Source organism: Streptomyces boninensis, from assembly GCF_048572725.1.
Classification (GTDB): domain Bacteria; phylum Actinomycetota; class Actinomycetes; order Streptomycetales; family Streptomycetaceae; genus Streptomyces; species Streptomyces boninensis.
This window is the reverse complement of the sequence record NZ_CP183837.1, coordinates 3956764-3982717: the sequence shown is the minus strand read 5'-3', so window position 1 is coordinate 3982717 and position 25954 is coordinate 3956764. Positions and strand designations below refer to the sequence as shown.

General features: G+C 71.0%; 23 protein-coding genes. 10 read left to right on the top strand and 13 right to left on the bottom strand.

Going from position 1 to position 25954, the window contains the following annotated elements:
* Positions 1-26: 26 nt before the first annotated feature.
* From ACNNMR_RS18020 to ACNNMR_RS18000, 5 genes are read left to right on the top strand one after another with little or no spacing between them, the layout of a single operon-like run.
* A complete protein-coding gene (locus tag ACNNMR_RS18020) occupies positions 27-1109 on the top strand; it encodes an energy-coupling factor ABC transporter permease (RefSeq protein WP_419995644.1) in 1083 nt (360 codons plus the stop codon).
* Positions 1110-1115: 6 nt separating this feature from the next.
* Entirely contained in the window at positions 1116-1877 is a 762-nt protein-coding gene (cbiQ, locus tag ACNNMR_RS18015; protein ID WP_419995643.1) for a cobalt ECF transporter T component CbiQ, read from the top strand.
* Complete coding sequence (locus ACNNMR_RS18010) at positions 1865-2614, top strand: energy-coupling factor ABC transporter ATP-binding protein (protein WP_419995642.1); 750 nt, start codon at positions 1865-1867, stop codon at positions 2612-2614. Before cbiQ ends, ACNNMR_RS18010 begins: the two co-directional genes overlap by 13 nt.
* Before the next feature lie 10 nt (positions 2615-2624).
* Positions 2625-3311 (top strand): MOSC domain-containing protein, encoded by a 687-nt coding sequence (locus tag ACNNMR_RS18005; RefSeq protein ID WP_419995641.1) that lies wholly within the window; start codon positions 2625-2627, stop codon positions 3309-3311.
* 50 nt (positions 3312-3361) lie between these two features.
* Positions 3362-4138: an SDR family NAD(P)-dependent oxidoreductase gene (locus ACNNMR_RS18000; protein WP_419995640.1), complete on the top strand. Its 777-nt coding sequence runs from the start codon at positions 3362-3364 to the stop codon at positions 4136-4138.
* 15 nt (positions 4139-4153) lie between these two features.
* Here the strand turns inward: ACNNMR_RS18000 and ACNNMR_RS17995 are convergent, their stop codons facing one another.
* The 10 genes from ACNNMR_RS17995 to rsmI all read right to left on the bottom strand — a co-directional run bounded on the left by ACNNMR_RS17995 (position 4154) and on the right by rsmI (position 15017).
* On the bottom strand, positions 4154-5005 hold the full coding sequence (locus tag ACNNMR_RS17995; protein ID WP_419995639.1) for an EamA family transporter: 852 nt from the start codon (positions 5003-5005) through the stop codon (positions 4154-4156).
* Entirely contained in the window at positions 5002-5490 is a 489-nt protein-coding gene (locus tag ACNNMR_RS17990; protein ID WP_419995638.1) for a YbaK/EbsC family protein, read from the bottom strand. The genes ACNNMR_RS17995 and ACNNMR_RS17990 overlap by 4 nt, the downstream gene beginning before the upstream one ends.
* A gap of 106 nt (positions 5491-5596) precedes the next feature.
* Positions 5597-7270 carry a penicillin-binding transpeptidase domain-containing protein gene (locus ACNNMR_RS17985; protein ID WP_420000398.1) on the bottom strand — a complete coding sequence of 558 codons (1674 nt, stop codon included), beginning with the start codon at positions 7268-7270 and terminating at the stop codon, positions 5597-5599.
* Between the two features lie 316 nt (positions 7271-7586).
* Complete coding sequence (locus ACNNMR_RS17980) at positions 7587-8333, bottom strand: type 1 glutamine amidotransferase (protein WP_419995637.1); 747 nt, start codon at positions 8331-8333, stop codon at positions 7587-7589.
* 88 nt (positions 8334-8421) lie between these two features.
* Positions 8422-10146: a dolichyl-phosphate-mannose--protein mannosyltransferase gene (locus ACNNMR_RS17975; protein ID WP_419995636.1), complete on the bottom strand. Its 1725-nt coding sequence runs from the start codon at positions 10144-10146 to the stop codon at positions 8422-8424.
* Between the two features lie 75 nt (positions 10147-10221).
* Positions 10222-11097, bottom strand: a complete 876-nt coding sequence (gene rsmA, locus ACNNMR_RS17970) for a 16S rRNA (adenine(1518)-N(6)/adenine(1519)-N(6))-dimethyltransferase RsmA (protein ID WP_419995635.1) — start codon at positions 11095-11097, stop codon at positions 10222-10224.
* Positions 11094-12203: a ubiquitin-like domain-containing protein gene (locus tag ACNNMR_RS17965; RefSeq protein ID WP_419995634.1), complete on the bottom strand. Its 1110-nt coding sequence runs from the start codon at positions 12201-12203 to the stop codon at positions 11094-11096. Before ACNNMR_RS17965 ends, rsmA begins: the two co-directional genes overlap by 4 nt.
* A 520-nt stretch (positions 12204-12723) precedes the next feature.
* A complete protein-coding gene (locus ACNNMR_RS17960; RefSeq protein ID WP_419995633.1) occupies positions 12724-13626 on the bottom strand; it encodes a TatD family hydrolase in 903 nt (300 codons plus the stop codon).
* Positions 13627-13731: 105 nt separating this feature from the next.
* Entirely contained in the window at positions 13732-13995 is a 264-nt protein-coding gene (locus ACNNMR_RS17955; protein ID WP_419995632.1) for a hypothetical protein, read from the bottom strand.
* Positions 13996-14135: 140 nt separating this feature from the next.
* Positions 14136-15017, bottom strand: a complete 882-nt coding sequence (gene rsmI, locus ACNNMR_RS17950) for a 16S rRNA (cytidine(1402)-2'-O)-methyltransferase (protein WP_419995631.1) — start codon at positions 15015-15017, stop codon at positions 14136-14138.
* On the opposite strand from rsmI, the gene ACNNMR_RS17945 reads away from it, so the two are divergent.
* The 4 genes from ACNNMR_RS17945 to ACNNMR_RS17930 all read left to right on the top strand — a co-directional run bounded on the left by ACNNMR_RS17945 (position 15004) and on the right by ACNNMR_RS17930 (position 20650).
* Positions 15004-16008 carry a 4-(cytidine 5'-diphospho)-2-C-methyl-D-erythritol kinase gene (locus tag ACNNMR_RS17945; RefSeq protein WP_419995630.1) on the top strand — a complete coding sequence of 335 codons (1005 nt, stop codon included), beginning with the start codon at positions 15004-15006 and terminating at the stop codon, positions 16006-16008. The two genes, rsmI and ACNNMR_RS17945, sit on opposite strands and share 14 nt — an antisense overlap.
* Positions 16009-16069: 61 nt before the next feature.
* Positions 16070-17881 (top strand): ABC-F family ATP-binding cassette domain-containing protein, encoded by a 1812-nt coding sequence (locus tag ACNNMR_RS17940; RefSeq protein WP_419995629.1) that lies wholly within the window; start codon positions 16070-16072, stop codon positions 17879-17881.
* Between the two features lie 91 nt (positions 17882-17972).
* Entirely contained in the window at positions 17973-19832 is a 1860-nt protein-coding gene (locus ACNNMR_RS17935) for a PQQ-binding-like beta-propeller repeat protein (RefSeq protein WP_419995628.1), read from the top strand.
* 137 nt (positions 19833-19969) lie between these two features.
* Positions 19970-20650: a response regulator transcription factor gene (locus tag ACNNMR_RS17930; protein WP_419995627.1), complete on the top strand. Its 681-nt coding sequence runs from the start codon at positions 19970-19972 to the stop codon at positions 20648-20650.
* A gap of 162 nt (positions 20651-20812) precedes the next feature.
* Here the strand turns inward: ACNNMR_RS17930 and galK are convergent, their stop codons facing one another.
* From galK to galT, 3 genes are read right to left on the bottom strand one after another with little or no spacing between them, the layout of a single operon-like run.
* Positions 20813-22006 (bottom strand): galactokinase, encoded by a 1194-nt coding sequence (galK, locus tag ACNNMR_RS17925; RefSeq protein ID WP_419995626.1) that lies wholly within the window; start codon positions 22004-22006, stop codon positions 20813-20815.
* Complete coding sequence (gene galE, locus ACNNMR_RS17920; RefSeq protein ID WP_419995625.1) at positions 22003-22974, bottom strand: UDP-glucose 4-epimerase GalE; 972 nt, start codon at positions 22972-22974, stop codon at positions 22003-22005. Before galE ends, galK begins: the two co-directional genes overlap by 4 nt.
* Positions 22971-24059 carry a galactose-1-phosphate uridylyltransferase gene (gene galT, locus ACNNMR_RS17915; protein WP_419995624.1) on the bottom strand — a complete coding sequence of 363 codons (1089 nt, stop codon included), beginning with the start codon at positions 24057-24059 and terminating at the stop codon, positions 22971-22973. The genes galE and galT overlap by 4 nt, the downstream gene beginning before the upstream one ends.
* A gap of 219 nt (positions 24060-24278) precedes the next feature.
* Between galT and ACNNMR_RS17910 the strand changes: the two genes are divergently transcribed.
* Entirely contained in the window at positions 24279-25952 is a 1674-nt protein-coding gene (locus tag ACNNMR_RS17910; RefSeq protein WP_419995623.1) for a sodium:solute symporter family protein, read from the top strand.
* The last annotated feature ends 2 nt before the right edge of the window (positions 25953-25954 follow it).

Genomic DNA, 25954 nt, shown 5'->3' with positions numbered 1-25954 from the left:
CTGGACTTACGGGAGGACCCCCTGCCATGCACGTACCCGACGGATTCATAGACGCCCCGGTCTCCGCGGCCACCGGGGTGGTCGCCGCGGCCGCCGTCGCGGTCAGCCTCCGCGGCGCGCGGCGGGAGCTGGACGAGCGCACGGCGCCGCTCGCGGGCCTGGTGGCGGCCTTCATCTTCGCCGTCCAGATGCTGAATTTCCCGGTGGCTGCCGGGACCAGCGGACATCTGCTGGGCGGCGCGCTCGCGGCGATCCTCGTCGGGCCGTATACGGGCGTGCTGTGCGTGTCGGTGGTGCTGATCATGCAGGCGGTGCTGTTCGCGGACGGCGGGCTCACGGCGCTCGGGGTCAACATCACGAACATGGCGGTGGTCACCGTCATCGTGGCGTACGTGCTCTTCCGCCTTCTGCTGCGGGTGCTGCCCAACGGCCGCACGTCCCTGACCGTGGCGTCCTTCGTCGCCGCGCTGATCTCGGTCCCGGCGGCCGCGGTGGCCTTCACCGGGATGTACGCACTGGGCGGCACCGCGGATGTCGCGATCGGCAAGGTGCTGGTGGCGATGGGCGGCGTGCACGTGCTCATCGGCATCGGCGAGGCGGCGATCACCGCGGCGACGGTGGCCGCGGTGGCGGCGGTCAGGCCCGACCTGGTGCACGGGGCGAAGGGGCTGGTCAAGCCGCTGGAGATCCGTACCGCGGACGGCGTCACCGAGGTGATGCCGGCCTCCGCACCGGCCTCGGCACCGGCCTCGGCTTCGGCTTCGGGCAAGCCCCGCCGCCTCCTCCTCGCGGGCGTCCTGGTCTCCCTCGTCCTCGCGGGCGGCGTGAGCTTCTACGCCTCCGCCAACCCCGACGGCCTGGAGAAGGTCGCCACCGACAAGGGCATGGACAAGAACGAGAAGGACCACGCGACGAAGGACTCCCCGCTCGCCGACTACTCGACGAAGGACGTCGACAACGAGCGCCTGTCCGGCGGCCTCGCGGGCGTGATCGGCGTCGCGGCGACGCTCGCGGTCGGCTCCGGCGTCTTCGTCGTCGTGCGCCGCCGCAAGGGCGCGGCCGCCGCCGCCTCCGTACCGCAGGAGCCGCTGCCCGCAGGGCAGGACTGACCACCCATGGGCGCAGGCCACAGCCACAAGCTCTACCGGCACGGGCGCTCACCCGTGCACGCGCTGCCGCCGCACTGCAAGCTCGCCGCGGTGTTCTGCTTCGTGCTCGCGGTGGTGGCCACGCCGCGCGAGGCGATGTGGGCCTTCGGGCTTTACGCGCTGCTGCTGGCGGGGGTGGCGGCGCTGGCGCGGGTCTCGCCGGGCTTCCTGCTGAAGCGGCTGCTGATCGAGGTCCCGTTCGTGGCCTTCGCGGTGCTGATGCCCTTCGTGGCCGAAGGCGAGCGGATCACCGTCCTCGGCCTCTCCCTCTCCGAATCAGGACTGTGGAGCGCCTGGAACATCCTCGCCAAGGGCACCCTCGGCGTCGCCGCCTCGGTCCTGCTGGCGGCGACGACGGAGCTGCGCAAGCTGCTGCTCGGCCTGCAGCGCCTGAAGATGCCGCCGCTGCTGGTCCAGATCGCGTCCTTCATGATCCGCTACGGGGATGTCATCGCGGACGAGATGCGCCGGATGCGCATCGCGCGGGAATCGCGCGGCTTCACGGCGCGCGGCCCACGGCAGTGGGGCGTGCTGGCGAAGTCGGCGGGCGCGCTCTTCATCCGCTCCTACGAGCGCGGCGAACGCGTCCATCTGGCGATGGTCAGCCGCGGCTACGCGGGCGCGATGCCCGTGATCGACGAGGCGACGGCGACCCGCGCACAGTGGTCGTACGCCGCCGCACTGCCCGCGACGGCGCTCGCCGTCTGCCTGCTGGGATGGACCCTGTGACTGAGCCCTCGCTGGAGATCTCCGGCCTCGCCTACGCCTACCCCGACGGCCACCAGGCGCTCTTCGGCGTGAATCTGACGGTCGACCGCGGCGAGCGGGTGGCGCTGCTGGGCCCGAACGGCGCGGGCAAGACGACGCTGGTCCTGCACCTGAACGGCATCCTGGACGCGGGCGCCGGTTCGGTGAAGGTGGCGGGGCTGCCGGTGGAGAAGCGGAACTTCCCGGAGATCCGCCGCCGGGTGGGCATCGTCTTCCAGGACCCCGACGACCAGCTCTTCATGCCGACGGTCCGCGAGGACGTCGCCTTCGGCCCGGCGGCGGCCGGGCTGCGCGGCGAGGAGCTGGAGCGGCGGGTGCTCGTGGCTTTGGAGCAGGTGGGCATGGCGTCGTACGCGGACCGCCCCCCGCACCACCTCTCCTTCGGCCAGCGCCGCCGGGTCGCGGTGGCGACGGTGCTCGCGATGGAGCCGGAGATCCTGGTCCTGGACGAGCCGTCCTCGAACCTGGACCCGGCGTCCCGCCGCGAACTGGCGGACATCCTGCGGGAGTTGGATGTGACGGTGCTGATGGTCACGCACGACCTCCCGTACGCCGCGGAGCTCTGCCCGCGCGCGGTGGTGCTCAGCGAGGGTGTCATCGCGGCGGACGGGGCGACGAAGGAGCTGCTGTCGGACGAGGAGCTGATGGCGCGGCACCGTCTTGAACTTCCGTTCGGCTTCGACCCGTCGAGGATCTAAGATCGGGGCCATGCAGATCGCCGAGCTGAACCGCTACCCGGTCAAGTCCATGCTGGGCGAGAGCCTCCAGGAGCTGCCGTTCGACGCGCGCGGCGCGGAGGGCGACCGGCTGTGGGCGGTCACGTACGACGACGGGAAGCTCGGCAGCGGCAAGAACAGCAAGCGATTCCGCCGCACGGACGGGCTGCTGCACTACCGCGCGGCGTACGCGTCCGGGGTGGCCGCCCGCCCGCGGGTGACGCTGCCCGACGGCGGCGAGCTGCGCGACGACGCGCACCTGGCGGAGCTGCTCGGCGCGGAGGTGCGGCTGGCCCGCGAGACCGAGGTCGGGCACTTCGACGACGGCCCGGTGTCGCTGGCCACGACGGCCTCGCTGCGCGCCTTCGGCGAGACGCTGGACCCCGGTGCCGCGGACATGCGCCGCTTCCGCAAGAACATCGTCCTGGACACGGACGAGCCCTGGGTGGAGGAGCAGTGGCCCGGCCGCGAACTCGCCCTCGGCGACGAGGTGGTGCTGCGGGTCCAGGCGCGGCTGCCGCGCTGCGTCATGACGACGATGTCCCAGGCTGACGGCGTCCCGGAGGACCGCCGCGTCCTGAAGACGCTGACGGCGGAGCGCGAGATGTGCTTCGGCGTGGTGGCGGACGTGGTCCGGGCGGGAGTGGTCCGGGTGGGCGACACGGTGACGCTGCGCTGACGGTCCGAGGCGCCCTACCGATCCGTGCATCCCGCGCATAACCTCCCCTCATGCAGCAGCGCTTCGGCGGTTACGCCGCCATCGTGACCGGGGGAGCCCAGGGCATCGGCGCGGCGATAGCGCGCCGGCTCGCGGCGGAGGGGGCGCGGGTGCTCATCGCCGATATCGACGGTGACGGCGCCAAGCGGACGGCTGACGCCATCGGCCGCGGCGCCGAGGGTGTGCGCTGCGATGTCGGCGACGCCGACTCCGTGCGGGCTGCCGTGGACCACGCGGTAGCCCTGTACGGCGGCCTCGACATCCTGGTCAACAACGCCTTCCGCAGCCACGGACTCGCCCGCCTCCAGGACCTGCCGGAGGACCAGTGGCTCGACTCCTTCGACATCACCCTGCACGGCGCCTACCGCGCCTCCCGCGCCGCGCTCCCGCACCTCGCCGCCGCCCAGGGCGACCGCGGGGCGATCGTCAACATCGGCTCCGTCAACGGCCTCTTGGGCCTGGGCAGCCACGCCTACAGCGCCGCGAAGGCGGCCCTCGTCAGCCTCACCCGCACCCTCGCCGTCGAGGCGGCGGAGGATGGCGTACGCGTGAACCTGCTCGCCCCCGGCACGGTCCGTACCCGCAACTGGGACGGCAGGGAGCAGACCCTGGCCGAGATGGGCCGGGACGTCTACCCGCTGGGCCGGGTCGGCGAGCCCGAGGACATCGCCGCCGCGGCTGCCTTCCTGGCCTCCGCCGACGCCGCCTGGATCACCGGGATCACGCTCCCGGTCGACGGCGGCCTGACGATCAGCAATCTCGGCTGGACCCGCAAGGACCGCGGCTGAGACCGCCCGTCGGCGCTATCCCGCGTGCAGCATCAGCCCGATCCCCACCACCATCAGCCCCGCGGCAGCGATCCGCGGCGCCCCAAACCCCTCCTTGAAGAACACCGCCCCAATCGCCGCCCCCACGATGATGCTCGACTCCCGCAGCGCCGCGATCGGCGCAAGTTCCGCCTGCGTCTGCGCCCAGAGCACCAGCCCGTACGCCGACACCGACAGCACCCCACCCAGCAGTCCCCGCCAAGCAACAGGCCGCAGCTCCACCAGCAACTCCCGCCGCCGCGTGGCCAGCGCGTACGCCGGGATCACGACGCCCTGCATCGCCAGCAGCGCGCCCGTATAACCGGCCGCCGAGTCCGAGGCGCGCACCCCCACCCCGTCCACCACCGTGTACGCGGCGATGGTCGCCCCCGTCCCCAGCGCAGCGAGGATCGCCGGCCAGTGCGGCCGCCGCCCCGTACCCCAAAAACCCCACACCGCCACGCCCATAAGCCCCGCGGAGGCGACCGCCACGCCGGCGATCTGCCAGCCGTCCAGCCGCTCCCCGACGAAGACGGCCGCGAAGACCGTCACCAGCAGCGGCGCCGACCCCCGCGCGATGGGATACGACTGGCCGAAGTCCCCCAGCCGGAACGACGCCATCAGCAGCGTCATATACCCGATGTGGATGATCGCGGACGCGATCAGATACGGCAGCGCCGCCGCGTCCGGCAGCGGCGCGACCGCCAACAGCGCGAGCCCGCACACCCCGCCCCCGGTGCAGATCAGCGTGAAGGCGAGCAGCTGGTCCTTGATGCCGTGCGCGATCGCGTTCCAGGACGCGTGGGTGACCGCCGCGAACAGCACCGCGGCTATGACGAGCGGGGTCACGAAGAGGGCGCCTCGCGGACGTCCACGACGCTGCCGCCCGCGTGCGCGATCAGCGTCTTCGGCTCCATGGGGAAGACGGTGTGCGGGTCGCCGGCCGCCGCCCACACCACGTCGTGGTCGAGCAGCCCGCGGTCGGCGAGCACCCGGGTACGGGTCTTGTGCCCGAAGGGCGGCACCCCGCCGATCGCATAGCCGGTGGTCTCCCGTACGACCCCGGCATCGGCCCGCCCGACGCGCGCGGCGCCGAGCTCGGCCCGTACCCGCTCGGTGTCGACGCGCGAGGAGCCGTCCATGAGGACGAGCACCGGCACCCCGTCGGCCGCGAAGATCAGCGACTTTACGATCTGACTGAGCTCGCACCCGATGGCCTCGGCGGCCTGCGCGGCGGTCCGGGTGGCCGCCGGAAAGCGGCGCACCTCGACCTCGAGACCGAGCTCGGCGAGCGCTGCGGCGAAGAGCGGGTGAGCGGCGGATGGACTGGTCATGAAGCCGACGCTACCGGTAGCTGTAGCGACCATGCGACCGGGTTAAAGGCCCTTCCGGGGGAGGGCGTCCCGCAAAGCCGGGCGCACCCCGCGGCCGACCGCAAGGTCACCCGTGCGCGGCCAGCACCTGCCGCACCAGCGGCCCCGCAAAGTCGCCGCCATGCCCGCTCGCCGGCACCACCGCGGCCGCCGCGACGTCATTCCGGTACGCGGTGAACCAGGCGTTCGGCTTCTTCTGCCCGTCGACCTCCGCGGAGCCGGTCTTCGCGCCGACCGTCCCGCCCAGCCCGGACATCGCCTTCGCGCCCGTGCCCCACTGCGCGACCTGCTTCATCAGCCCGCGCATCTCATTGAGCGTCGCGCCCGACATCTGCCGCGGCGCCTTCGCCAGCGTCCGCTTGTCGAGCGACGGGGCGATCAGATACGGCTGCTTGAAGGTGCCGTCCTTGACCGTGGCGGAGACGGAGGCCATCGTCAGCGGGTTCATCCGCACGCCGCCCTGGCCGATGAGCGACGCGGCCATCTGCGCGTCGGACTGCACCGGCACCCGGCCGTCAAAGCTGGAGACGCCGGTCTGCCAGTTCAGCCCGATGCCGAAGACGTCGCGGGCCTGCTTCGTCAGGTCGTCGTTCTTCAGCTTCTCGGCCATGGAGATAAAGGCCGTATTGCAGGAGTTGGCGAAGGACTGCGCGAAGGTGGCGTCCTTCGGGAGCTCGAACTCCTCGACGTTCTGGAACTTCCAGCCGCCGTACGCCTTGTACTTCGGGCACGGATGCGTCTCCGTGCTGTGCGCCAGGTCCTTCTCGATCAGCATCGAGGCGGTGACGACCTTCATCGTGGAGCCCGGGGCCATCGAGCCCTGGAGGGCGCTGTTGAAGCCCTCGCCCGGCTTGTTGGCGACGCCGAGGATCTCGCCGGTGCTCGGCTTGACGACGACCATCGAAGCCTTGGCGGTCTTGGCGACGGCCGCCTCCGCGGTCTTCTGTACGGCGGAGTCGATGGTGGTCTTGAGCGTGCCGGGCGTGCCCTTGGAGAGGACGAGCAGCGTCTCGGGAGCGACGGCCTTCGCGTCGTCCTTCTTCTCCGCCTCCGACGGCTCCACCCAGGTCTCGATCCCCGCGGTGCCGCCGGCCTTGTCCCCGTACCGGTCCCGCAGGCTGTCCATGACCGCCCCCAGCGAGGGGAAGGCCTTCGGGTCGAGCGCCTTGCCACCCCGGTCGACGGCCTTGATCGGCGCCTTCTCGGCCTCACCGGTCTTCAGCGTCTCGCCCTCGCCGAGCTTCGGGTGCAGCACGGCGGGCTGCCAGGCCACCACGGCCTTGCCGGTCTTCTTGTCCCGCGTCACCTCAAGGGCGGACTCGTACTTCCACGGGGACTGCTTGCCCTTGTAGTCGATCTGGGCGCTGACGGCGTACGGCACCTTCGCGCCGCTGCCGGCGCGCGGCTGCGCGGCGACCTTCGCGACGTGGGCGTCGGTGCGATAGCTCTTCAGCGCGGCGAGCGCCTCGGAGGGCGCGTCGGTGAGCTTGGCGGCCTTTGCCGGATCGCCGTCCGCCCAGGCCGTCAGGAAGGCGTTGGAGGTCGTACGGACCTCTTTGGCACTCGGCGGCCCGGTCTTCACCTTGGGCTTGTTGCCCTCGTCGTCCGACCCGGCGACGGTGCTGCCACTGCCGCTGCCCCCGTCGTCGGAGCCGTTAAGGCTGTAGGCGGCAAAACCGGCCGCGCCGATGACGGCCGCGCACGCGACGCCGATCACGACGGCCTTCGTCTTGGCGGGCATGCCCTCGCGGGCCGCCGCATGCGACCTGCCGCCCGACGGATTCTGGCCTTCCAGCATGTGCTTACGCTCCCTCGCCCCACACCTGTCCGACGCCCCGCAGCACGCACCCTAAGGCACGCGGATGACATCGGCTTCGCCGCCGGGGCAACGGGAAACCGGGACGTGAGGTTACGGACCCCGTCAACCGGGGCACCCGAACCCAATCCGCCCTGGGTGACTGCTGTCTAGTGCTGAGGACTAAGGACGGCAAAGAGGAGCCAGTGGTTCCGCCGGCAACCGGATCGTGACCTGTACCGAGCCCAGCTTCGGGCGGGCATCAGCGCCCGGCGGCCCGCTCCCCCACAAGCCCCCGAAAATGCCCGAGACTCCGCTCAGCCAGCGGCCGCAGCGCAGCCTCCACGGCAAGGGCCTCACTCCGCAGCCGCTCAGGACCGTCCACCCCGAGCACCTCCACGGCCTCCTCGGCAAATTCAGCCTCACCAAGCCACTCATCCTGCAAAGCAGGCGTGACCTCAAGATGAAACTGCAGCCCCCAGGCAGCGGGCCCCGCCCGGAACGCCTGACAAGGCGTGCTCTCCGTACGCGCAAGAACCCGGGCCCCATCCCCCGGCACAATCCGATCCCCATGCCAATGCAGCACAGCAGGCGCATCCGCCAGCGGCCCGACCACCGGGTCGTCGCGATCAACGTCCTGCAACGGCTCCCACCCGATCTCGGCCCCATACCCGAGCTCGGCACCCGTCCGCACATCCATCCCCTGCACGCGAGCAATCACCTGCGCCCCCAGACAAACCCCGAGCGTCGGCACCCCCGCCCGCAGCGCATCACCCACCAGATCCCGCTCAACCCTCAGCCCAGGATGCCCCGCAAGATCATCAACATTCATGGTCCCACCCATAACCACAAGCCCAGCAAGCCCGCCGACCTCCGGCAGATCCCCCACGGGCCCCGCCACCAGATTCCGAATCTCCACCCGAACCCCACTCCCCTCCAGCACATCCAAAATCAGCCCAGGCTTCTCAACCTCGACGTGCTGCAGGATCAGGACGGTGGGGACGGACACGGCACGATCTCCTCGCTGCTCTACGGAGCAGGGCAAACAACCCTGCGACCCTCCACCGTAACCAGGGTGGCAAAAGGACATGACCGGGTCAGACCCAGCTCCCTAGCCACATCCGGGCCTGCCACGCGTCCCGTGGGATCGTCTGGCCCGTGTAGATCGGGAAGAAGTAGATGAAGTTCCAGACGATCAGTAGGACCAGGACGCCGGAGATGACCACGCCGAGCATTCTGCGGCGTTCCGTAGCCGATGGGGGGCCTGCGATGGCGGCCAGGAGCATGGCTACCGCCAGGCACAGGAACGGGACGAAGACGACCGCGTAGAAGTAGAAGATCGTGCGTTCCTGGTACATCAGCCAGGGGAGCCAGCCTGCTGCTACGCCGCACACGATCGCGCCCGCGCGCCAGTCGCGGCGCATCGCCCAGCGCCAGACCACGTAGACGAGCGCCGCGCAGGCCAGCCACCAGAGGAGCGGGGTGCCGAGGGCGAGGACCTCGCGGGCGCAGTTCTGGGAGGCGTCGGAGGGGCAGCTGCCGGTGCCTGGCTTGGGGTCGTCCCAGTAGTACGAGACCGGGCGGCCCAGGATCAGCCAGCTCCAGGGGTTCGATTGGTAGGTGTGGCCGGATGTCAGGCCTACGTGGAAGTCGTAGACCTGGGAGTGGTAGTGCCACAGGCTGCGCAGAGGGCCCGGGATCCAGCCGTACGACGTGGCGCGGCCGTCGGCCCAGTTGCGGAAGTAGCCGTTGCTGGAGGCGAACCAGCCGGCCCAGGACGCCACGTACACGACCACGGCCACCGGGACCAGCGACGCGAAGGCGGGGGCCGTGTCGCGGCGGAGCACCGAGCGGTAGGCCCGGCCCGCGCCGGCCGTACGGCGGGCGCCTACGTCCCACAGCACCGTCAGCAGGCCGAAGGCGGCCAGGATGTACAGGCCGTTCCACTTCGTCGCGCAGGCCAGGCCCAGGCACACGCCGGCCGCGATCCGCCACGGGCGCCAGCCCAGGCCCAGGCGCTGCGCCACCGTCGCGTCCGGGCGCGCCCGCCCGTCGTCCGGTGACCGGGGCAGCGCGGCGGCCAGCCGCGCCCGCGTCTTGTCGCGGTCGACCAGCAGGCAGCCGAAGGCCGCCAGCACCCAGAACATGACGACCAGGTCGAGCAGCGCCGCCCGGCTCATCACGAAGTGCAGCCCGTCCACCGCCATCAGCCCGCCGGCCAGGCAGCCGAGCAGCGTGGAGCGGAAGAGGCGGCGGCCGATGCGGCAGAGCATCAGGATCGACAGGGTGCCCAGCACCGCCATCGCGAAGCGCCAGCCGAAAGGATTCAGTCCGAAGAGCCACTCGCCGCTCGCGATGATCCACTTGCCGACCGGCGGGTGGACGACGTACGACGCCTCGTGGCTGAGCGGGATCTGCTGCGGGTCGAGGAGGATCTTGTCGTTGGCGTTCTTGGGCCAGTTGCCCTCGTAGCCGAACTTCAGCAGCGACCAGGCGTCCTTGGCGTAATACGTCTCGTCGAATATCACCGCCCGCGGCTGGCCGAGATGCCAGAAGCGCATCAGCCCCGCGAAGAGCGCGACCAGGATGGGGCCGATCCAGCCCGACGCCTTGGCGAGCTTCGCCGCCCGGGCCGGGCCCACCCCCAATGCCGCCCACACCCGCCCCGAGGGCTCGGGGAACGGTGGCACCAGGCGCTCGGTGACCGACGGCTGCGGGCGGGCGGCATAGCCGAATCCGCGCAGGCGGCGCCGCCAGGGCTGGCTCGCGTCGGCCTGACGCGGCTTGGGCTCTGTCGCGGTGTCGCTGCTCACCCTCGCCATCCTAGGTTGCGTATCGCGAGCTGAGGGGTGGGGTTGTACGTCATCAGCGCACCGTGCGCCCGCCCGCGGAACGCCTCAGCGCGGGCCGTTCTCCGCGATCCGGGCGAAGTCCGTCACCGTCAGCGCCTCGCCGCGGGCCTGCGGCGACACCCCGGCCGCGACCAGGGCCTCCTCGGCCGCCGCGGGCGAGCCCGCCCAGCGGGACAGCGCCGAGCGCAGCGTCTTACGGCGCTGCGCGAAGGCGGCGTCCACGACCGCGAAGACCTCGGCGCGGGTGGCGTGCGTCTTCGGCGGGTCGCGGCGGATGAGGGAGACGAGGCCGGAGTCGACGTTCGGGGCCGGCCAGAAGACATTCCGGCCGATGGAGCCGGCCCGCTTCACGTCCGCGTACCAGGCCGCCTTCACGGACGGCACCCCGTACACCTTCGAGTCCGGCGCCGCCGCGAGCCGGTCCGCGACCTCCGCCTGCACCATCACCAGCGTGCGCTCGATGGACGGGAAGGTCGCGAGCATGTGCAGCAGCACCGGGACCGCGACGTTGTACGGCAGGTTCGCCACCATCGCCGTCGGCGCCGGGCCCGGCAGCTCCGTCACCCGCATCGCGTCCGAGTGCACCAGCGCGAACCGGTCGGCGCGGGCGGGCAGCCGCGCGCTGACCGTCGCCGGGAGGGCGGCGGCCAGCACGTCGTCGATCTCCACCGCGATCACCCGGTCCGCCGCCTCGATCAGGGCGAGGGTCAGCGAACCGAGCCCCGGCCCGATCTCCACCACGACGTCGTCGGGGCGGACCCCGGCGGTGCGCACGATGCGGCGCACCGTGTTCGCGTCGATGACGAAGTTCTGGCCGCGCTGCTTTGTGGGGCGGACCCCCAGCGCCGCGGCCAGCTCACGGACGTCGGCTGGGCCGAGGAGGGGGCCCTCGGGATCCGGTGGACCTGCGGTCTCGCTCATCGGTACAGGTTACGGCCGCAGCCGGGCCACGGCGCCGCTCCCCGCTGCTGGTAGAGCTTCTTGGCGCGCTTGGTCTGCTCCGCGGCCGGCGCATCCTGCGGCCGCCCCGTACCGCCGAGGCCGCGCCACGTCCCCGTATCGAACTGATACAGCCCGCCGTACGACCCCGACGCATCCACCGCGGTCGCCCGGCCGCCGGACTCGCAGGCCGCCAGGGCGTCCCAGTCGAGGCCGTCGGCGCCCGGGACGCCGTCGCTGCCGACGGGCGGCGCCTTGGTGCCGATGCGCACGACGCGCGGCTGCGGGGGGCGCAGCACCTCGGAGTTCGTACGGACCGGGCGCTGCCGGGCGCCGTTGACGGTCCGCACGCGGTACGTGACCTCGCGGACGCCCTCGCGGCCGGGGCGGGAGACGGCTGTGGTGCCCCGGTAGAGGTGCGGGTCGGGGCGGCTGATGGTGCGGTAGCCGATCGCTTCCTTGCGGACGTGCTTGCGCTGCTCGACGCGCATGACCTTGATGGCCTGGCCCTCGCGGGGGAAGGAGTCGAGCGGCGCGGAGGCGGTGTCGTGCTCGCCGAGGGTGATGCCGGCGGCGGCGAGGGCGTCGCGGATGGTGCCGGCCGTGGTTCGTACGGTGTTGTGGCGGCCGTCGGCCAGGACGGTGACGGTGCGTTCCGTACGGACATCGAGGGAGAGCTCGCGGCGGGTGCCGGCGCGGGAGCTGGCGACCTTGGCGCGGGCGCGGTCGATGCCCAGGGCGCGGAGGGCCTCGTCGACGGAGCGGGCGGTGGTCCAGATCTTGCGGCGCTCGCCGTCGACGTTGATGAACATGGGGCGGGCCCGGTGGACCGCGACCGTGTCGCCGTCCGCGAGGGGCGTGGCGGGGGACGGGGAGATGCGGTCGTGGGCGCCGGTGCGGATGTCCTCGGCCTCCAGGAGCTCGCCTACGTCGTCGGCGAAGGTGTGGAGGGTGCGGGTGCGCTCGCCGTCGATGGTGACGGCGACGGCTTTGTCGTTGACGACGAAGGCGGAGGTGCCGCCGGCGAGGAACGTGATGATGAGGGCTTGGGGGAGGAGGCGCGTGAGGCTGCCGCCTCGGGAGATCACGGAGACGCTGCGCGGTGCGCTGGCCGCCGGGGCGGGGGGCGGGGGCGAGGACGCGGGTACGCGGTAGAGCTTGCGGCGGGGTGGGGCGGGTGCGGGGGCGGGTGCCGGTGCCGTTGCCGGTGCGGGTGTCGTTGCCGGCGCGGCCGGGGCGGTGGGCGCCGGGGTGGTGTTCGTGGGCCGGGGACGGGGTTCCGCGACACCACCGAAAAAACCTCTGTGGGCGGCTCTATCCGTGGAGGGGGTTTTTTCGGCGGCGTCGCTCCACCCCGTCCCCTCCTCGCGTTGGCGGCTGCCGGCTTCGGGGTCGCGGCGTCCGCCAGGCCAGAGGCGGGCAGTGCGGGTGGCGCGGTGGCGGCCACGTTCTTGGGAACGGCTCACGGCGCTCCAGTCGGACGGGGGCAGGGCGTCCCGGGCGGGACGGGAGCCCGGCCGGGGTCGCGGACTGTAGCGGCGGCGCAACCCCGGCCCAACCGGCATCGTCACGCTGCGTATCCGTCAGGCGGGTGCGGACGGCGTCCGGTCAATAGTCAAAAGCCCGGGCGGTGTTCGCCGCGACCGCTCCGGCCAGCACTTCTTCCGTAACACCCCGCTCCGCCGCCATCGCGCGCAATGTAACCGGAATGAGATACGGAGCGTTAGGCCGTCCGCGGTACGGCACCGGCGTCAGGAAGGGTGCGTCGGTCTCCACCAGGACCAGATCGAGCGGCGCCACCGCGAGTGCGTCGCGGAGCGGCTGGGCGTTCTTGAAGGTGACGTTGCCCGCGAAGGACATGAAGTAGCCCTTGTCCGCGCAGTGTTGGGCCATCGCCGCGTCGCCCGAGTAGCAGTGGAAGATCACCCGCTCCGGCGCGCCCTCGTCCTCCAGGACGCGTAGCACATCGTCGTGGGCCTCGCGGTCGTGGATGACCAGGGCCTTGCCGCGGCGCTTGGCGATGTCGATGTGGCGGCGGAAGGAGTGTTCCTGGGCCGCCATGCCCTCGGGGCCGGTACGGAAGTAGTCGAGGCCGGTCTCGCCGACCGCCCGGACCTCGTCCTGCGCGGCCAGCGCGTCGATCTCCTCCAGGGCGGCTTCCAGGGCGGTGTCGCCGCCTGCCGGGCGGGCTCCTTGCCGGGACCAGCCGTCCGGGTCGCCCAGGACGATCCGCGGCGCCTCGTTCGGATGCAGGGCCACCGCGGCCCACACCGGCTCGTACGCCGCCGCCGTCTCCGCGGCCCAGCGGGAGCCCTTCACGTCGCAGCCGACCTGGATCACGGTCGTGACCCCCACGGAGGCCGCCTTGGCGAGCGCGTCGGGGACCGTGCCCTGCTGCATGTCGAGGTGGGTGTGGGAGTCCGCCACCGGTACGGAGAGCGGCGGCGGGGGTGGCGGCGCGGCACCCTTTTCTGCGGGGTCCGCGCCGCCTTTGGTCTTGTCCTGAGCCATAGCGCGACTCTAGGGCCTGTGTCGAATGTCCCGTCGTCGCGCGAAGCGCCGAGGGTGCGTGCCGGGCGTCGGGGCGCAGACGGGACATTCGACACAGGCCCTAGGTCAGTGGCGCCAGCGGCTCGCTTCCAGGGCCGTGGCCGCCGACCTGACCTGGCCGGAGCGCATGATGCGCACCACGTGTTCGCCGCAGTTCAGGCAGGTGGGCCGGGTCAGCGGCGACGGGACCCGCTCGCCGTCCACGTGGTAGGTCACGAATGGGCGGCCTTGGGCGTCGGTGTGGTGCCATATCTCGTAGGACTGCTCCCAGCCATGACCGCACTTCATGCAGGCAAACGAATAAGCTTCCGTCACGGGCACGTCACTCATGCGCAGCTCCTTCCCCTACCAGTGGACACCCGATCGGGGTACCGCGCAGCACCTGCTCCGCGGCCTTGGCCCAGTTTTGGGCGCTGGATAGGGAAAGCCCTCGGGCGTTGGGGCAAAGCTTTGCTTTCGACGGTAGCCCTTTACCTGGCGGTAGCGTCTTTCGCCGCATTCTTTGCCGCGACGACCGCATCGAAGACCTCGCGTTTGGGTACCCCGGATTCCTTGGCCACGGCCGCGATGGCCTCCTTGCGGCGCTCCCCGGCCTCCTCCCGTACGGAAACGAGCTGGACCAGGTCGGCGGCGGTGAGGTCGTCGCCCGACTGCTGTGGCGCGCCCTCCACGACGATCGTGATCTCGCCGCGGACGCCCTCGGCGGCCCACGCGGCCAGGTCCGCCAGCGGCGCGCGGCGGACCTCCTCGTACGTCTTGGTGAGCTCCCGGCAGACGGCCGCGCGGCGGTCGCCGCCGAAGGCCTCGGCCATCGCCTCCAGGGTGGCGGTCAGGCGGTGCGGGGCCTCGAAATAGACCAGGGTGCGGCGCTCGGCGGCGGCCTCCGTCAGTCGGGTGACACGCTCGCCGGCCTTGCGGGGGAGGAAGCCCTCGAAGCAGAAGCGGTCCACGGGGAGGCCGGAGAGGGCGAGGGCGGTGAGCACGGCGGAGGGGCCGGGGACGGCGGTGACCCGGATGTCCTCGGCCACGGCGGCGGCGACGAGGCGGTAGCCCGGGTCGGATACGGAGGGCATGCCGGCGTCGGTGACCAGGAGCACGCGGGCGCCGTCCGTCAGGGCCGCGACCAGCTCCGGGGTGCGGGCGGCCTCGTTGCCCTCGAAGTACGACACGGTGCGGCCCTGCGGCTGCACGTCCAGGGTCTGGGTGAGGCGCTTCAGGCGGCGGGTGTCCTCGGCGGCGATGATGTCGGCGTCGCGGAGCTCGGCGGCCAGGCGGGGCGGGGCGTCGGCGGGGTCGCCGATGGGGGTGCCGGCCAGGACCAGGATGCCGGGGGCGTTGGTGGAGGGGCTCACAGGGCCATCCTCTCTCGCGGGGGAGAATGGCGGCTGCCCAGCCCGCCTCAGGAGGAGTCCTGCCGTGTCGTCTACGTCTGTGACCGTTCGTGTGCCCGCGAAGGTCAACGTCCAGCTGGCCGTCGGTGGGCGGCGGGCGGATGGATTCCACGCGCTGGCGAACGTATTCCTGGCGGTGGGGCTCTACGACGAGGTGACGGTGTCTCCCGCTGAAGAGCTGCGGGTCTCGGTGGCCGGAGCGGACGCGGGCGTGGTGCCCGCCGACCGTACGAACCTCGCCGCGCGGGCCGCGGAGCTGCTGGCGGCGCGGCACGGGCGCGCGCCGGACGTACACCTGCGGATCGAGAAGGACATCCCGGTCGCGGGCGGCATGGCCGGCGGGAGCGCGGACGCGGCGGCGGCGCTGGTGGCGTGCGACGCGCTGTGGGGGACGGGGGCGTCGCGGGAGCTGCTGCTGGAGCTGTGCGCGGAGCTGGGGAGCGATGTGCCGTTCAGCCTGGTCGGGGGCGCGGCGCTGGGGCGCGGGCGGGGGGAGCTGCTGACGCCGCTGGAGGTGGGCGGGGACTTTCACTGGGTGTTCGCGGTGGCGGACGGGGGGCTGTCGACGCCGGCGGTGTACGGGGAGTGCGACCGGCTGCGGGAGGCATCCGGGGCCGGTTCCGCCGATACGGACGTGCCCGTACCGGAGGCGTCGGAGGCGGTCCTGGCCGCGCTGCGGGCCGGGGACTCCGGGGCCCTGGCGGCGGCGCTGCGGGACAGCAACGACCTGCAGCCGGCCGCCCTGTCCCTGCGCCCGGACCTGGCGGAGACGCTGAAGGCGGGCGAGGCGGCGGGGGCGCTGGCGGGGCTGGTGTCGGGGTCGGGGCCGACGACGGCGTTCCTCGTCGAGGACGCGGCGGCCGCGGAGCGGGTGGCGGCGGCGCTGGCGGGGGTGTGCCGGGCGGCGCGGGTGGCGTCGGGGCCCGCACCGGGCGCCCGGGTGGTGAGCTAGCGCGCGCGGCTACGCTGGAAGGCCGCCCGGCATCACACCCTTTGAGGAGCGCCCCGAACGTATGGCCACCAACCTGGTCAACCTGGAAGCCGTCAGCAAGACGTATGGCACCAGGACCCTGCTCGACGCGGTCTCCCTCGGTGTGAACGAAGCCGACCGGATCGGCGTTGTCGGCCGTAACGGCGACGGCAAGACCACGCTCATCCGCATGCTCAGCCGCCTGGAGGAGCCGGATGGCGGGCGCGTGACGCACGTGGGCGGGCTGCGGCTCGGCGTGCTTGCGCAGTACGACGCGCTCGATCCCGCGGCCACCGTGCGGCACGAGGTGGTGGGGGACCGGGCCGATCACGAGTGGGCCGGGGATGCCCGGGTGCGGGACATTCTGACCGGGCTTTTCGGCGGGCTCGACATGCCGGGCTTTCCGCAGGGGCTGGATACCGTCATCGGCCCGCTGTCGGGTGGCGAGCGGCGGCGGATCGCGCTGGCCAAGCTGCTCATTGCCGAGCAGGACGTCATCGTGCTCGACGAGCCGACGAACCATCTGGATGTCGAGGGGATCTCCTGGCTCGCCGCGCATCTGCGGCAGCGGCGGTCCGCGCTGGTGGTGGTCACCCACGACCGGTGGTTCCTCGACCAGGTGTGTACGCGGATGTGGGATGTGCAGCGGGCCGCGGTGCACGAGTACGAGGGCGGCTACTCGGACTATGTCTTCGCGCGGGCCGAGCGGGAGCGCATCGCGGCTTCCGCGGAGGCGAAGCGGCAGAATCTCGTACGCAAGGAGCTGGCCTGGCTGCGGCGGGGGGCGCCGGCGCGTACCAGCAAGCCGCGGTTCCGTATCGAGGCCGCGAATGCGCTGATCGAGGATGTGCCGCCGCGGCCGGACAGCGCGGAGCTGATGAAATTCGCGAATTCGCGGCTGGGGAAGACCGTCTTCGACCTCGAGGGCGTGACCGTGCAGGCCGGGCCCAAGGTGCTGCTCAAGCAGCTGACGTGGCAGCTCGGGCCCGGCGACCGGTTCGGTCTGGTCGGGGTGAACGGGGCGGGAAAGACGTCCCTGCTGCGGGCGCTCGCGAATGCCGCGCGCAGCGATGAGCAGCCGGCGGCGGGGCATATCAAAGTCGGCAAGACGGTGAAACTCGCCTATTTGTCGCAGGAAGTCGCCGAACTCGATCCCGCGCTGCGCGTGCTGCAGGCCGTGGAGCAGGTGCGGCAGCGCGTCGATCTCGGCAAGGGGCGCGAGATGACGGCGGGGCAGCTGTGCGAGAAATTCGGGTTCACCAAGGAGAAGCAGTGGACGCCGGTCGGTGATCTGTCCGGCGGCGAGCGGCGGCGGCTGCAATTGCTGCGGCTGCTGATGGACGAGCCGAATGTGCTCTTCCTCGACGAGCCGACGAACGACCTCGATATCGAGACGCTGACGCAGCTCGAGGATCTGCTGGACGGATGGCCCGGGTCGATGGTGGTCATCAGCCACGACCGGTATTTCCTGGAGCGGACCACGGACCGGGTGTTCGCGCTGCTCGGCGACGCCACGCTGCGGATGCTGCCGCGGGGGATCGACGAGTATCTGGAGCGGCGGGCGCGGGTCCGGGAGGCGGCGGTGCAGCCGGCGGCGGCGCCGGCATCTTCTGCCGCGGCGCCTGATGCGCCGGAAAAGTCCGGTGCCGATCTGCGGGCGGCCAAGAAGGAGCTGCAGCGGATCGAGCGGCAGCTCGACCGTATCGGCGAGAAGGAAGCCAAGCTGCACGCCGCCATTGCGGAACATGCCACCGACTTCGCGCGCGTCGCCGAACTCGACGCCGAACTGCGGGAATTGGCAGGTCAGCGGGAGGAACTCGAGACGCGCTGGCTGGAGCTCGCCGAAGACGTCTGAGGCCCTGTGATGCAACCGGTACGTCGGCTGTCGGCGTCCGGTGGTAGAAAAGGGTCTGCTCATATGCACGCATGCCGTCTCGGGGGGACAGATGTCACAGCCGCCTCAGCCGCCGAACAATCCGCCGCAGGGCGGCTTCGGCCCGCCGCCTGAGGATCCTGGGCAGCAGCCCGGGGGCGGTGCACCACAGCAGCCGCCGGCCCAGCCCCCGACCCCGCCCGCGCAGCCCCCGGCCGCGCCGCAGCAGCCCCCGGCCGCTCCGGGCCAGCCGCCGGCCGCTCCCGGTCAGCCGCCGCAGCAGCCGGGTCCGTACGGGCAGCCGCAGGCGGGCCAGGCGCCTTACGGGCAGCCGCAGCCCGGGCAGCAGGGTTACGGGTATCCGCAGCAGCCGCAGACGCCCGGCTATGGCTATCCGCAGCAGCCCGGCGGACAGCCGCAGTACGGCGGGGAGCAGCCGCAGTACGGCAGCTATCCGACGCCGCAGGCGCAGTTCCCCGGTGCCGGGATGCAGCAGCCGCAGGCTCCCAAGTCCGGCATGTCGGGCGGGAAAACCGCGCTGATCATCGGCCTCGTCGTCGTCTTCCTCGCCGCGGTCGCGGGCGTCACCTATGTGCTGACGAAGCCCGACGACAAGAAGGACGAGTCGAAGGACAAGAAGCCGGGCCAGTCCCAGGGCCCCGGCGGCGCCCCCGCGGGCGCCGACGCCAAGCCCAAGTCCACGACCGGCAAGCTGCTGTTCACCGCCGACTATCCCAAGGTCGACAAGGACACCACGCTGGGCGTCGACGGCCAGTGGGCCACCAAGAAGGTCTTCGCCAAGTCCGGCAAGTACGAGGTCGTCGGCTATGACGCGGTGTCCGGCAAGGAGGTCTGGAAGCTCCCGCTCAAGGGCGCGGTCTGCGGCGCCTCGCAGCACATCACCTCGGACGGCAAGGCCGCGATCCTCTTCCAGGACCACAAGCCCAAGAACGAGGACGACTACGCCCGCTGCTCCGAAGTGATGGCCTTCGACGTCAACAGCGGCAAGAAGCTCTTCTCCGACACCGCCAAGGACGGCGACTCGTCCGCCTCCATGGACGAGGTCACGGTCTCGGACGGCGTGGTCGCCACGGGCGGCACCGACGGCTCGTTCGCCTTCGACATCGACTCCGGGGATCTGCGCTGGGGCCCCAAGGCGGGCAGCAAGTGCCAGGAGAAGGGCTACGGCGGCGGTAAGGCGCTGCTCGCGGTCGTCTCCTGCGGGGAGTACGACAACCCCACCATCAAGGTCCAGAAGATGAACGCCAAGACGAAGAAGGCGGAGTGGACCTACCCGGCGCCCGCCGGCACCAAGTACGTGAAGGTGCTCTCGTCGGACCCGGCCGTCCTCGCGATCACCGTGGGCGACGAGTCCAGTGAGAAGGACGTCGTCGTCGTGGACGACCAGGGCAAGATGCGCTCGAAGATCTCGCTCGGCACCTCCGCCGCCGTCTCCGGCCTCCCGAAGCACGACCCGGGCTGCGAGACCACGCAGGTCGAGCCGTGCCGCACGGTCGCCGTCGACGACAAGTACGTCTACCTGCCGAGCGAGGAGCACGACGGCAAGTCCGACTATGGCCGGACGAACGAGATCGTCGCCTTCAGCCAGGCCACCGGCAAGGCGGAGAAGAAGTTCGACGCCGGCGAGAAGCGCACCATTTCCCCGGTGCGGATGGTCGGCGACAAGCTGCTCGGCTATCGCTTCCCGGGGTATGACACTGGCGGCGAGCTGGTCGCCTTCGACACGAAGACGGGCAAGGAGCAGACCTGGCTGCGGATGCCGGTCGACGCGTCGGAGGACGAGCGGAACTTCCAGCCGGATTACTCCGGCGTGACGTATGCGTACGGGCGGTTCTACCTCGGCGAGAACACCGTCTCCGAGACCAGCAGCAAGTACGACAAGTTCCTGTTCATGGCCTTCGGCGCCGGCTGACCGCGTACCGGCTGACCGCGTCCGGTGGTCCCAACTGGTCCTGAATGCGAGGGATTTCGGCATTCCGGGAGGCTTCTGCCCGGTAAGGCGGTACCTTCCGGTTCAGGGGAGGGGCTGCTGCAGGGGGAGGGGTGAACATGGCGGTGCGGCTCATTGTGGTCGACGATCATCGTTTGCTCGCCGAGGCGCTCGCGTCCGCGCTGAAATTGCGCGGCCATCGCGTGCTGGCGGCCGCCGCGCCGAGCGCGGGCGCGGCGGAGCTGGTGGTGAGCCGGGCACCGGAGGTGTGCCTGCTGGGCACGGCCGCCCCGGCGGAGCCGGGGGTCTTCGACCCGGTCGTACGGATCAAGCGCGAACGCCCGCAGATCGCGGTGGTGGTGCTGGGGCCGGTGCCTTCGCCGCGGGGAATCGCGGCGGCCTTCGCGGCGGGTGCGTCGGGGTACGTGCGCCACGACGAGCGGATCGAGGGCGTCGAGCGGGCGATGGTGAAGGCGCGGGCGGGGGAGTCGGCGGTGGCGCCTGCGCTGCTGCAGTCGTCGTTTGCGGAGCTGCTCAATCCGGTGCAGGGGCCTGATGATGAGGGGTCCCGGCTGCTGGAGATCCTGACGCCGCGGGAGGTCGAGGTCCTCGTACGGGTCGCTGAGGGCGAGGACACGCGGCTGATCGCGGCGGGGATGGGGATTGCGCCTTCTACGGCGCGGACTCATGTGCAGCGGGTGTTGATGAAGCTGGGGGTGGGGTCGCGGCTGGAGGCGGCGGCGCTGGCTGCGCGGACGGGGCTGCTCGAGAGAGCGGCGGCTGTGCCGGTTGATGAGTGAGTAGCATCCTGTGGCTTCGCCACGGAGTCCTCAAACGCCGGACGGGCTTTTGTGTGGGTGGGCCGGGCAGAGTTCCGCGACACAACCGAAAAAGTCCGCTTCGCTAAGACTTTTTCGGCTGCGTCGCTCCACTCTGCCCTCCTCCCGGAGGGATGGATCCAGTCAGACCTTGCGGGCTCCTGCGCTCGGCACTGCTGTGAAGACTCGCGGGGCGCGGAAGCCTGCGGATGCGAAGGACTCGCGGACTGCCTTCTCCACCTGGTCGGCCGCGGTGTCCTCGACTAGGACGATTGCGGAGCCGCCGAAGCCACCGCCCGTCATCCGCGCACCGAGGGCGCCGGCCTCGACCGCCGTTGCGACCACCACGTCGAGTTCTTCGCAGGAGACCTTGAAGTCGTCGCGCAGCGACTCGTGGCCGGCTACGAGGACCGGGCCGATGTCGCGGATGCGGCCTGCGTCCAGGAGGCGGATGGCCTCTTCGACGCGGCGGTCTTCCGTGATGACGTGGCGGGCCAGTGCTCGCTCGCCGGGGTCGGCGATCGCGGTGAGGCGGTCCTCGTAGCCCTCGAAGGGGACGTCGCGCAGCGCCCGTACGCCCAGCTGGCGCGCGGCGGACTCGCAGCCGGCGCGGCGCTTGGCGTATTCGCCGTCGCCGAGGGCGTGCTTGACCTGGGTGTCGACCACGAGCAGGCGGAGGCCTTCGGCGGCCAGGTCGAGGGGTACCTGGCGCTGCGTGAGGTCGCGGGTGTCGAGGTAGAGGGCGTGGCCCTCGGTGCAGCAGGCCGAGGCCATCTGGTCCATGATGCCGCTGGGGACGCCGACGAAGTCGTTCTCCGCCTGCTGGCAGTAGCGGGCGATCTGCTCCTTGCTGAGGCCCAGGTCGTAGAGGTCGCTCAGGGCGAGGGCCGTCGCCACCTCCAGGGCGGCGGAGGAGGAGAGGCCGGCGCCCGTCGGCACATTGCTTTCGTAGTGGATGTCGGCGCCGCCGGCCTCCAGGCCTGCGCGGCGCAGCGCCCAGAGCACGCCCGTCGGGTACGCGGCCCAGCCGCCGCGGTCGCCGCCCCCCGTCACCGGGTCGAGGTCCGCCACGCGGAGCTCCACGACGCCCGTCGGCGCCGCGCCGGAGTGGATGCGCAGCACGCCGTCGTCGCGGCGGCGGGCGGCGGCGATGGTGGTGTGGGGGAGGGCGAGCGGCATGACGAAGCCGTCGTTGTAGTCGGTGTGCTCGCCGATCAGGTTGACGCGGCCGGGGGCGGCCCAGACGCCGTCCTGGTCGCCGCCGAAGAGGTCGCGGAAGGCCGCGGCGGTGTGGTCTGCGCTGTGGTCGGCGGTGTGGGCTGCGTTGCGTTCGGTCACTTGGTGGCCTCCAGGCTCTGCGTGAACTCCCAGGCGTCCTTGACGATTCCGGCCAGGTCGGCGCGGCTCGGGCGCCAGCCCAGCTTGTCCTTCGCGGTCTCGGCGGAGGCCACCAGGACCGCCGGGTCGCCGCCGCGGCGGGGGGCCGCGGCCTCCGGGATGGGGTGGCCGGTCACCTTGCGGACGGTTTCGATGACCTCGCGGACCGAGAAGCCGTTGCCGTTGCCGAGGTTGCAGATGAGGTGCTCGCCCGGCTGGGCGGCGTCGAGGGCCAGGAGGTGGGCCTCGGCGAGGTCGGCGACGTGGATGTAGTCGCGGATGCAGGTGCCGTCGGGGGTGGGGTAGTCGTCGCCGAAGACCGAGATCGCGGCGCGCTTGCCCTGGGCGACCTGGAGGATCAGCGGGATGAGGTGCGATTCCGGGTCGTGGCGCTCGCCGTAGCCGTTGTACGCGCCCGCCACGTTGAAGTAGCGGAGGGAGGCGGCGGCCAGGCCGTGCGCCGCGCACTCGCCGGTGATCATGTGGTCGACGGCGAGCTTCGAGGCGCCGTACGGGTTGGTGGGGGCGGTGGGCGCCGACTCCGGGATCGGGACCGTGGTCGGCTCGCCGTAGGTCGCGGCCGTGGACGAGAAGACCAGCTTCTTGACGCCCGCCTCGCGCATCGCGGCGATCAGCTCGATGGTGCCGCCGACGTTGTTGCGCCAGTACTTCTCCGGGTTCACGACCGATTCGCCGACCTGCGAGCAGGCGGCGAAGTGGAGGACACCCTCGTACGAGGAGTCCAGGTATTTGTTCAGGTCTTGAACACGACCCTCGATGAACTCCGCCCCGTCCGGGACGCCTTGGGCGAAGCCGGTGGACAGGTCGTCGACGACGGTCACCTGGTGGCCGGCCTCCAGAAGATGCTGGGCGACCACCGATCCCACATAGCCTGCCCCGCCTGTCACCAGGTACTTCTTCGTGCTCACCGGCTTGCCACCTCTCGCAGTCGTGCGGCCGCCTGCTCCGGCGGCACATCGTTGATGAAAACATCCATCGCCGACTCGGAACCCGCGAGGAACTTGAGCTTGCCTGCGGTGCGACGGATGGTGAACAGCTCGAGATGCAGCGCGAAGTCCTCGCGCTCCGGCGCCCGTACCGGCGCCTGATGCCAGGCGGCGATGTACGGCGTGGGCGGCTCATCCGGGCCGAAGATGCGGTCGAAGCGGCGCAGCAGCTCCAGGTAGACGGCGCCGAACTCCGCCCTGGCCGCCTCGGGGAGCGCCACCAGGTCGGGGACCCGCCGCTTCGGGTAGAGGTGCACCTCGTACGGCCAGTGGGCGGCGTGCGGGACGAAGGCCGTCCAGTGCTCGGCGTCCAGGACGACACGGTCGCCTGCGGCCTGTTCGGCCGCGACCACCTCGTCGAAGAGGTTCCCGCCGCCTGCTGCCTTGTGCTCGCGTACGGAGCGGAGCATGCGGTCGGTACGCGGGGTGGTGAAGGGGTACGCGTAGATCTGGCCGTGCGGGTGGCCGAGGGTGACGCCGATCTCCTTGCCGCGGTTCTCGAAGCAGAAGACCTGCTCGACGCCGGGGAGGGCGTGCAGCTCCGCCGTGCGGTCGGTCCAGGCGTCGAGGACCAGGCGGGCCTGGTCCTCGGTGAGGTCGGCGAAGGACTTGTCGTGGTCCGAGGTGAAGCAGACGACCTCGCAGCGGCCGGCGCCCGGGGCCCGTACGAACGGGGGCTCGCCGGTCTGCGGTCCGGGGTCGCCGGTGAGGGAGGGGAAGCGGTTCTCGAAGACGGCGACCTCGTAGTCGGGCGCGGGGATCTCGCTGTGCCGGCCGTCGCGCGAGGGGCAGAGCGGGCACTCGTCCGCGGGCGGCAGGTAGGTGCGGCCCTGGCGGTGCGAGGCGATCACGATCCATTCGCCGAGGAGCGGGTCGAAGCGGGCCTCCGAGGCGGTGGACGTGCGGTCGAGCGGGCGCTCGTCCGCCGCGTCGCGTACGGCGTCGTCGCGGGAGTCGTAATAGATCAGCTCGCGGCCGTCGGCCAGCCTGACCTGGGTCTTCTTCACTGAAGCCTCACCCTCGTTCAAACACAATCGAACACAATGAACCACAAGTCAACAGTCCGCGTCAATGGTCGGATTCTGCGGTCAACAAATACCGCAAAACGGACAAAACTTAGTGGATAATCACGGTCGCACAAAGAACATCAACAAAAACTTTCGCATTTGAACGGCGCGAGTTAGCTTCAAGCCCTGAACACACCACGCAATGAAGCGGGACAGCACATGCACTACCTAGCGGCCGCGGAGCTGAGGCTCCCCACCAACGGCCTCGATTACCTGATCCTCGCGCTGTACTTCGTAGTCGTCCTGGGCATCGGCTTCATGGCCCGGCGAAGCGTCAAGACCAGCCTCGACTTCTTCCTCTCGGGCCGCTCCCTGCCGGCCTGGATCACCGGCATCGCCTTCGTCGCCGCCAACCTCGGCGCGACCGAGATCCTGGGCATGGCCGCCAACGGCGCGCAATACGGCGTCTACACCGTGCACTGGTACTGGATCGGCGCCATCCCGGCCATGGTCTTCCTCGGCTTGGTCATGATGCCCTTCTACTACTCCAGCAAGGTGCGCTCGGTCCCGGAGTTCCTGCTCCACCGCTTCGGGCCGTCCTCGCACCTGCTGTCCTCGATCATCTTCGCCGTGTCCTCGGTGCTGATCGCGGGCGTCAACCTCTACGCGATGGCCCTGGTGCTGCAGGCGCTGCTCGGCTGGCCGCAGTGGGTGGCGATCGTCATCGCCGGCCTGTTCGTGCTCGTGTACATCACCATCGGCGGCCTCTCCTCGGCGATCTACAACGAGGTGCTGCAGTTCTTCGTCATCCTCGCCGCGCTCATCCCGCTGACCATCGTCGGCCTCAAGCGCGTCGGCGGCTGGGACGGCATCACGGACTCGCTGACCCAGTCAAAGGGCCAGGACTTCCTGACCGCCTGGGACGGCACCGGCATCGGCGACCCCAACCCGCTCGGTGCCAACTGGCTGACGATCGTCCTCGGCCTCGGCTTCGTGATGTCCTTCGGCTACTGGACGACGAACTTCGCCGAGGTGCAGCGCGCGCTCTCCGCGAAGAACCTCTCCGCCGCCAAGCGCACCCCGCTGATCGCCGCGTTCCCGAAGATCCTCATCCCGCTGGTCGTCGTGCTCCCCGGCCTGATCGCCCTGGTCATGGAGCCCACGCTCGGCAAGACCGACAGCGGCCTGCAGTACAACGACGCCATCCCGGTCCTGATGCGCGACCTGCTGCCCAACGGCGTCCTCGGCATCGCGGTGACCGGTCTGCTGGCGGCGTTCATGGCCGGTATGGCCGCGAACGTCTCGTCCTTCAACACGGTCTTCACCAACGACATCTGGGCCGCGTACGTCAAGAAGGGCCAGAGCGACCAGCACTACCTGCAGATCGGCCGCGTCATCACCGCGGTCGGCGTATTCATCGGCATGGGCACGGCGTTCATCGCCGGCAGCTTCAGCAACATCATGAACTACCTGCAGACGCTGTTCTCGTTCTTCAACGTCCCGCTGTTCGTGGTGTTCATCATCGGCATGTTCTGGAAGCGGACCACGCCCGCGGCCGGCTTCTGGGGGCTGCTGTCCGGCACCCTGGCCGCGATGATCAACTACTTCTGGTTCTACAAGCAGGGCGTCATCTCGATCCCCTCGGACCAGGGCGCCAACTTCGTCTCATCGATCGTCGCCTTCGTCGTCGGCGCGGTGGTGATGTTCATCGTCACGATGGTCACCAAGTCCAAGCCCGTTTCGGAGCTGCAGGGCCTGGTCTACGGCACCAAGTCCCCCGGCATGGAGGAGCCGCCGGCCGAGGGCGACGACGCCTGGTACCGCAAGCCGGCCCTGCTCGGCTGGGGCGCGGTCATCCTCGCCGCCATCTGCTACATCCCCTTCTCCTTCTGACA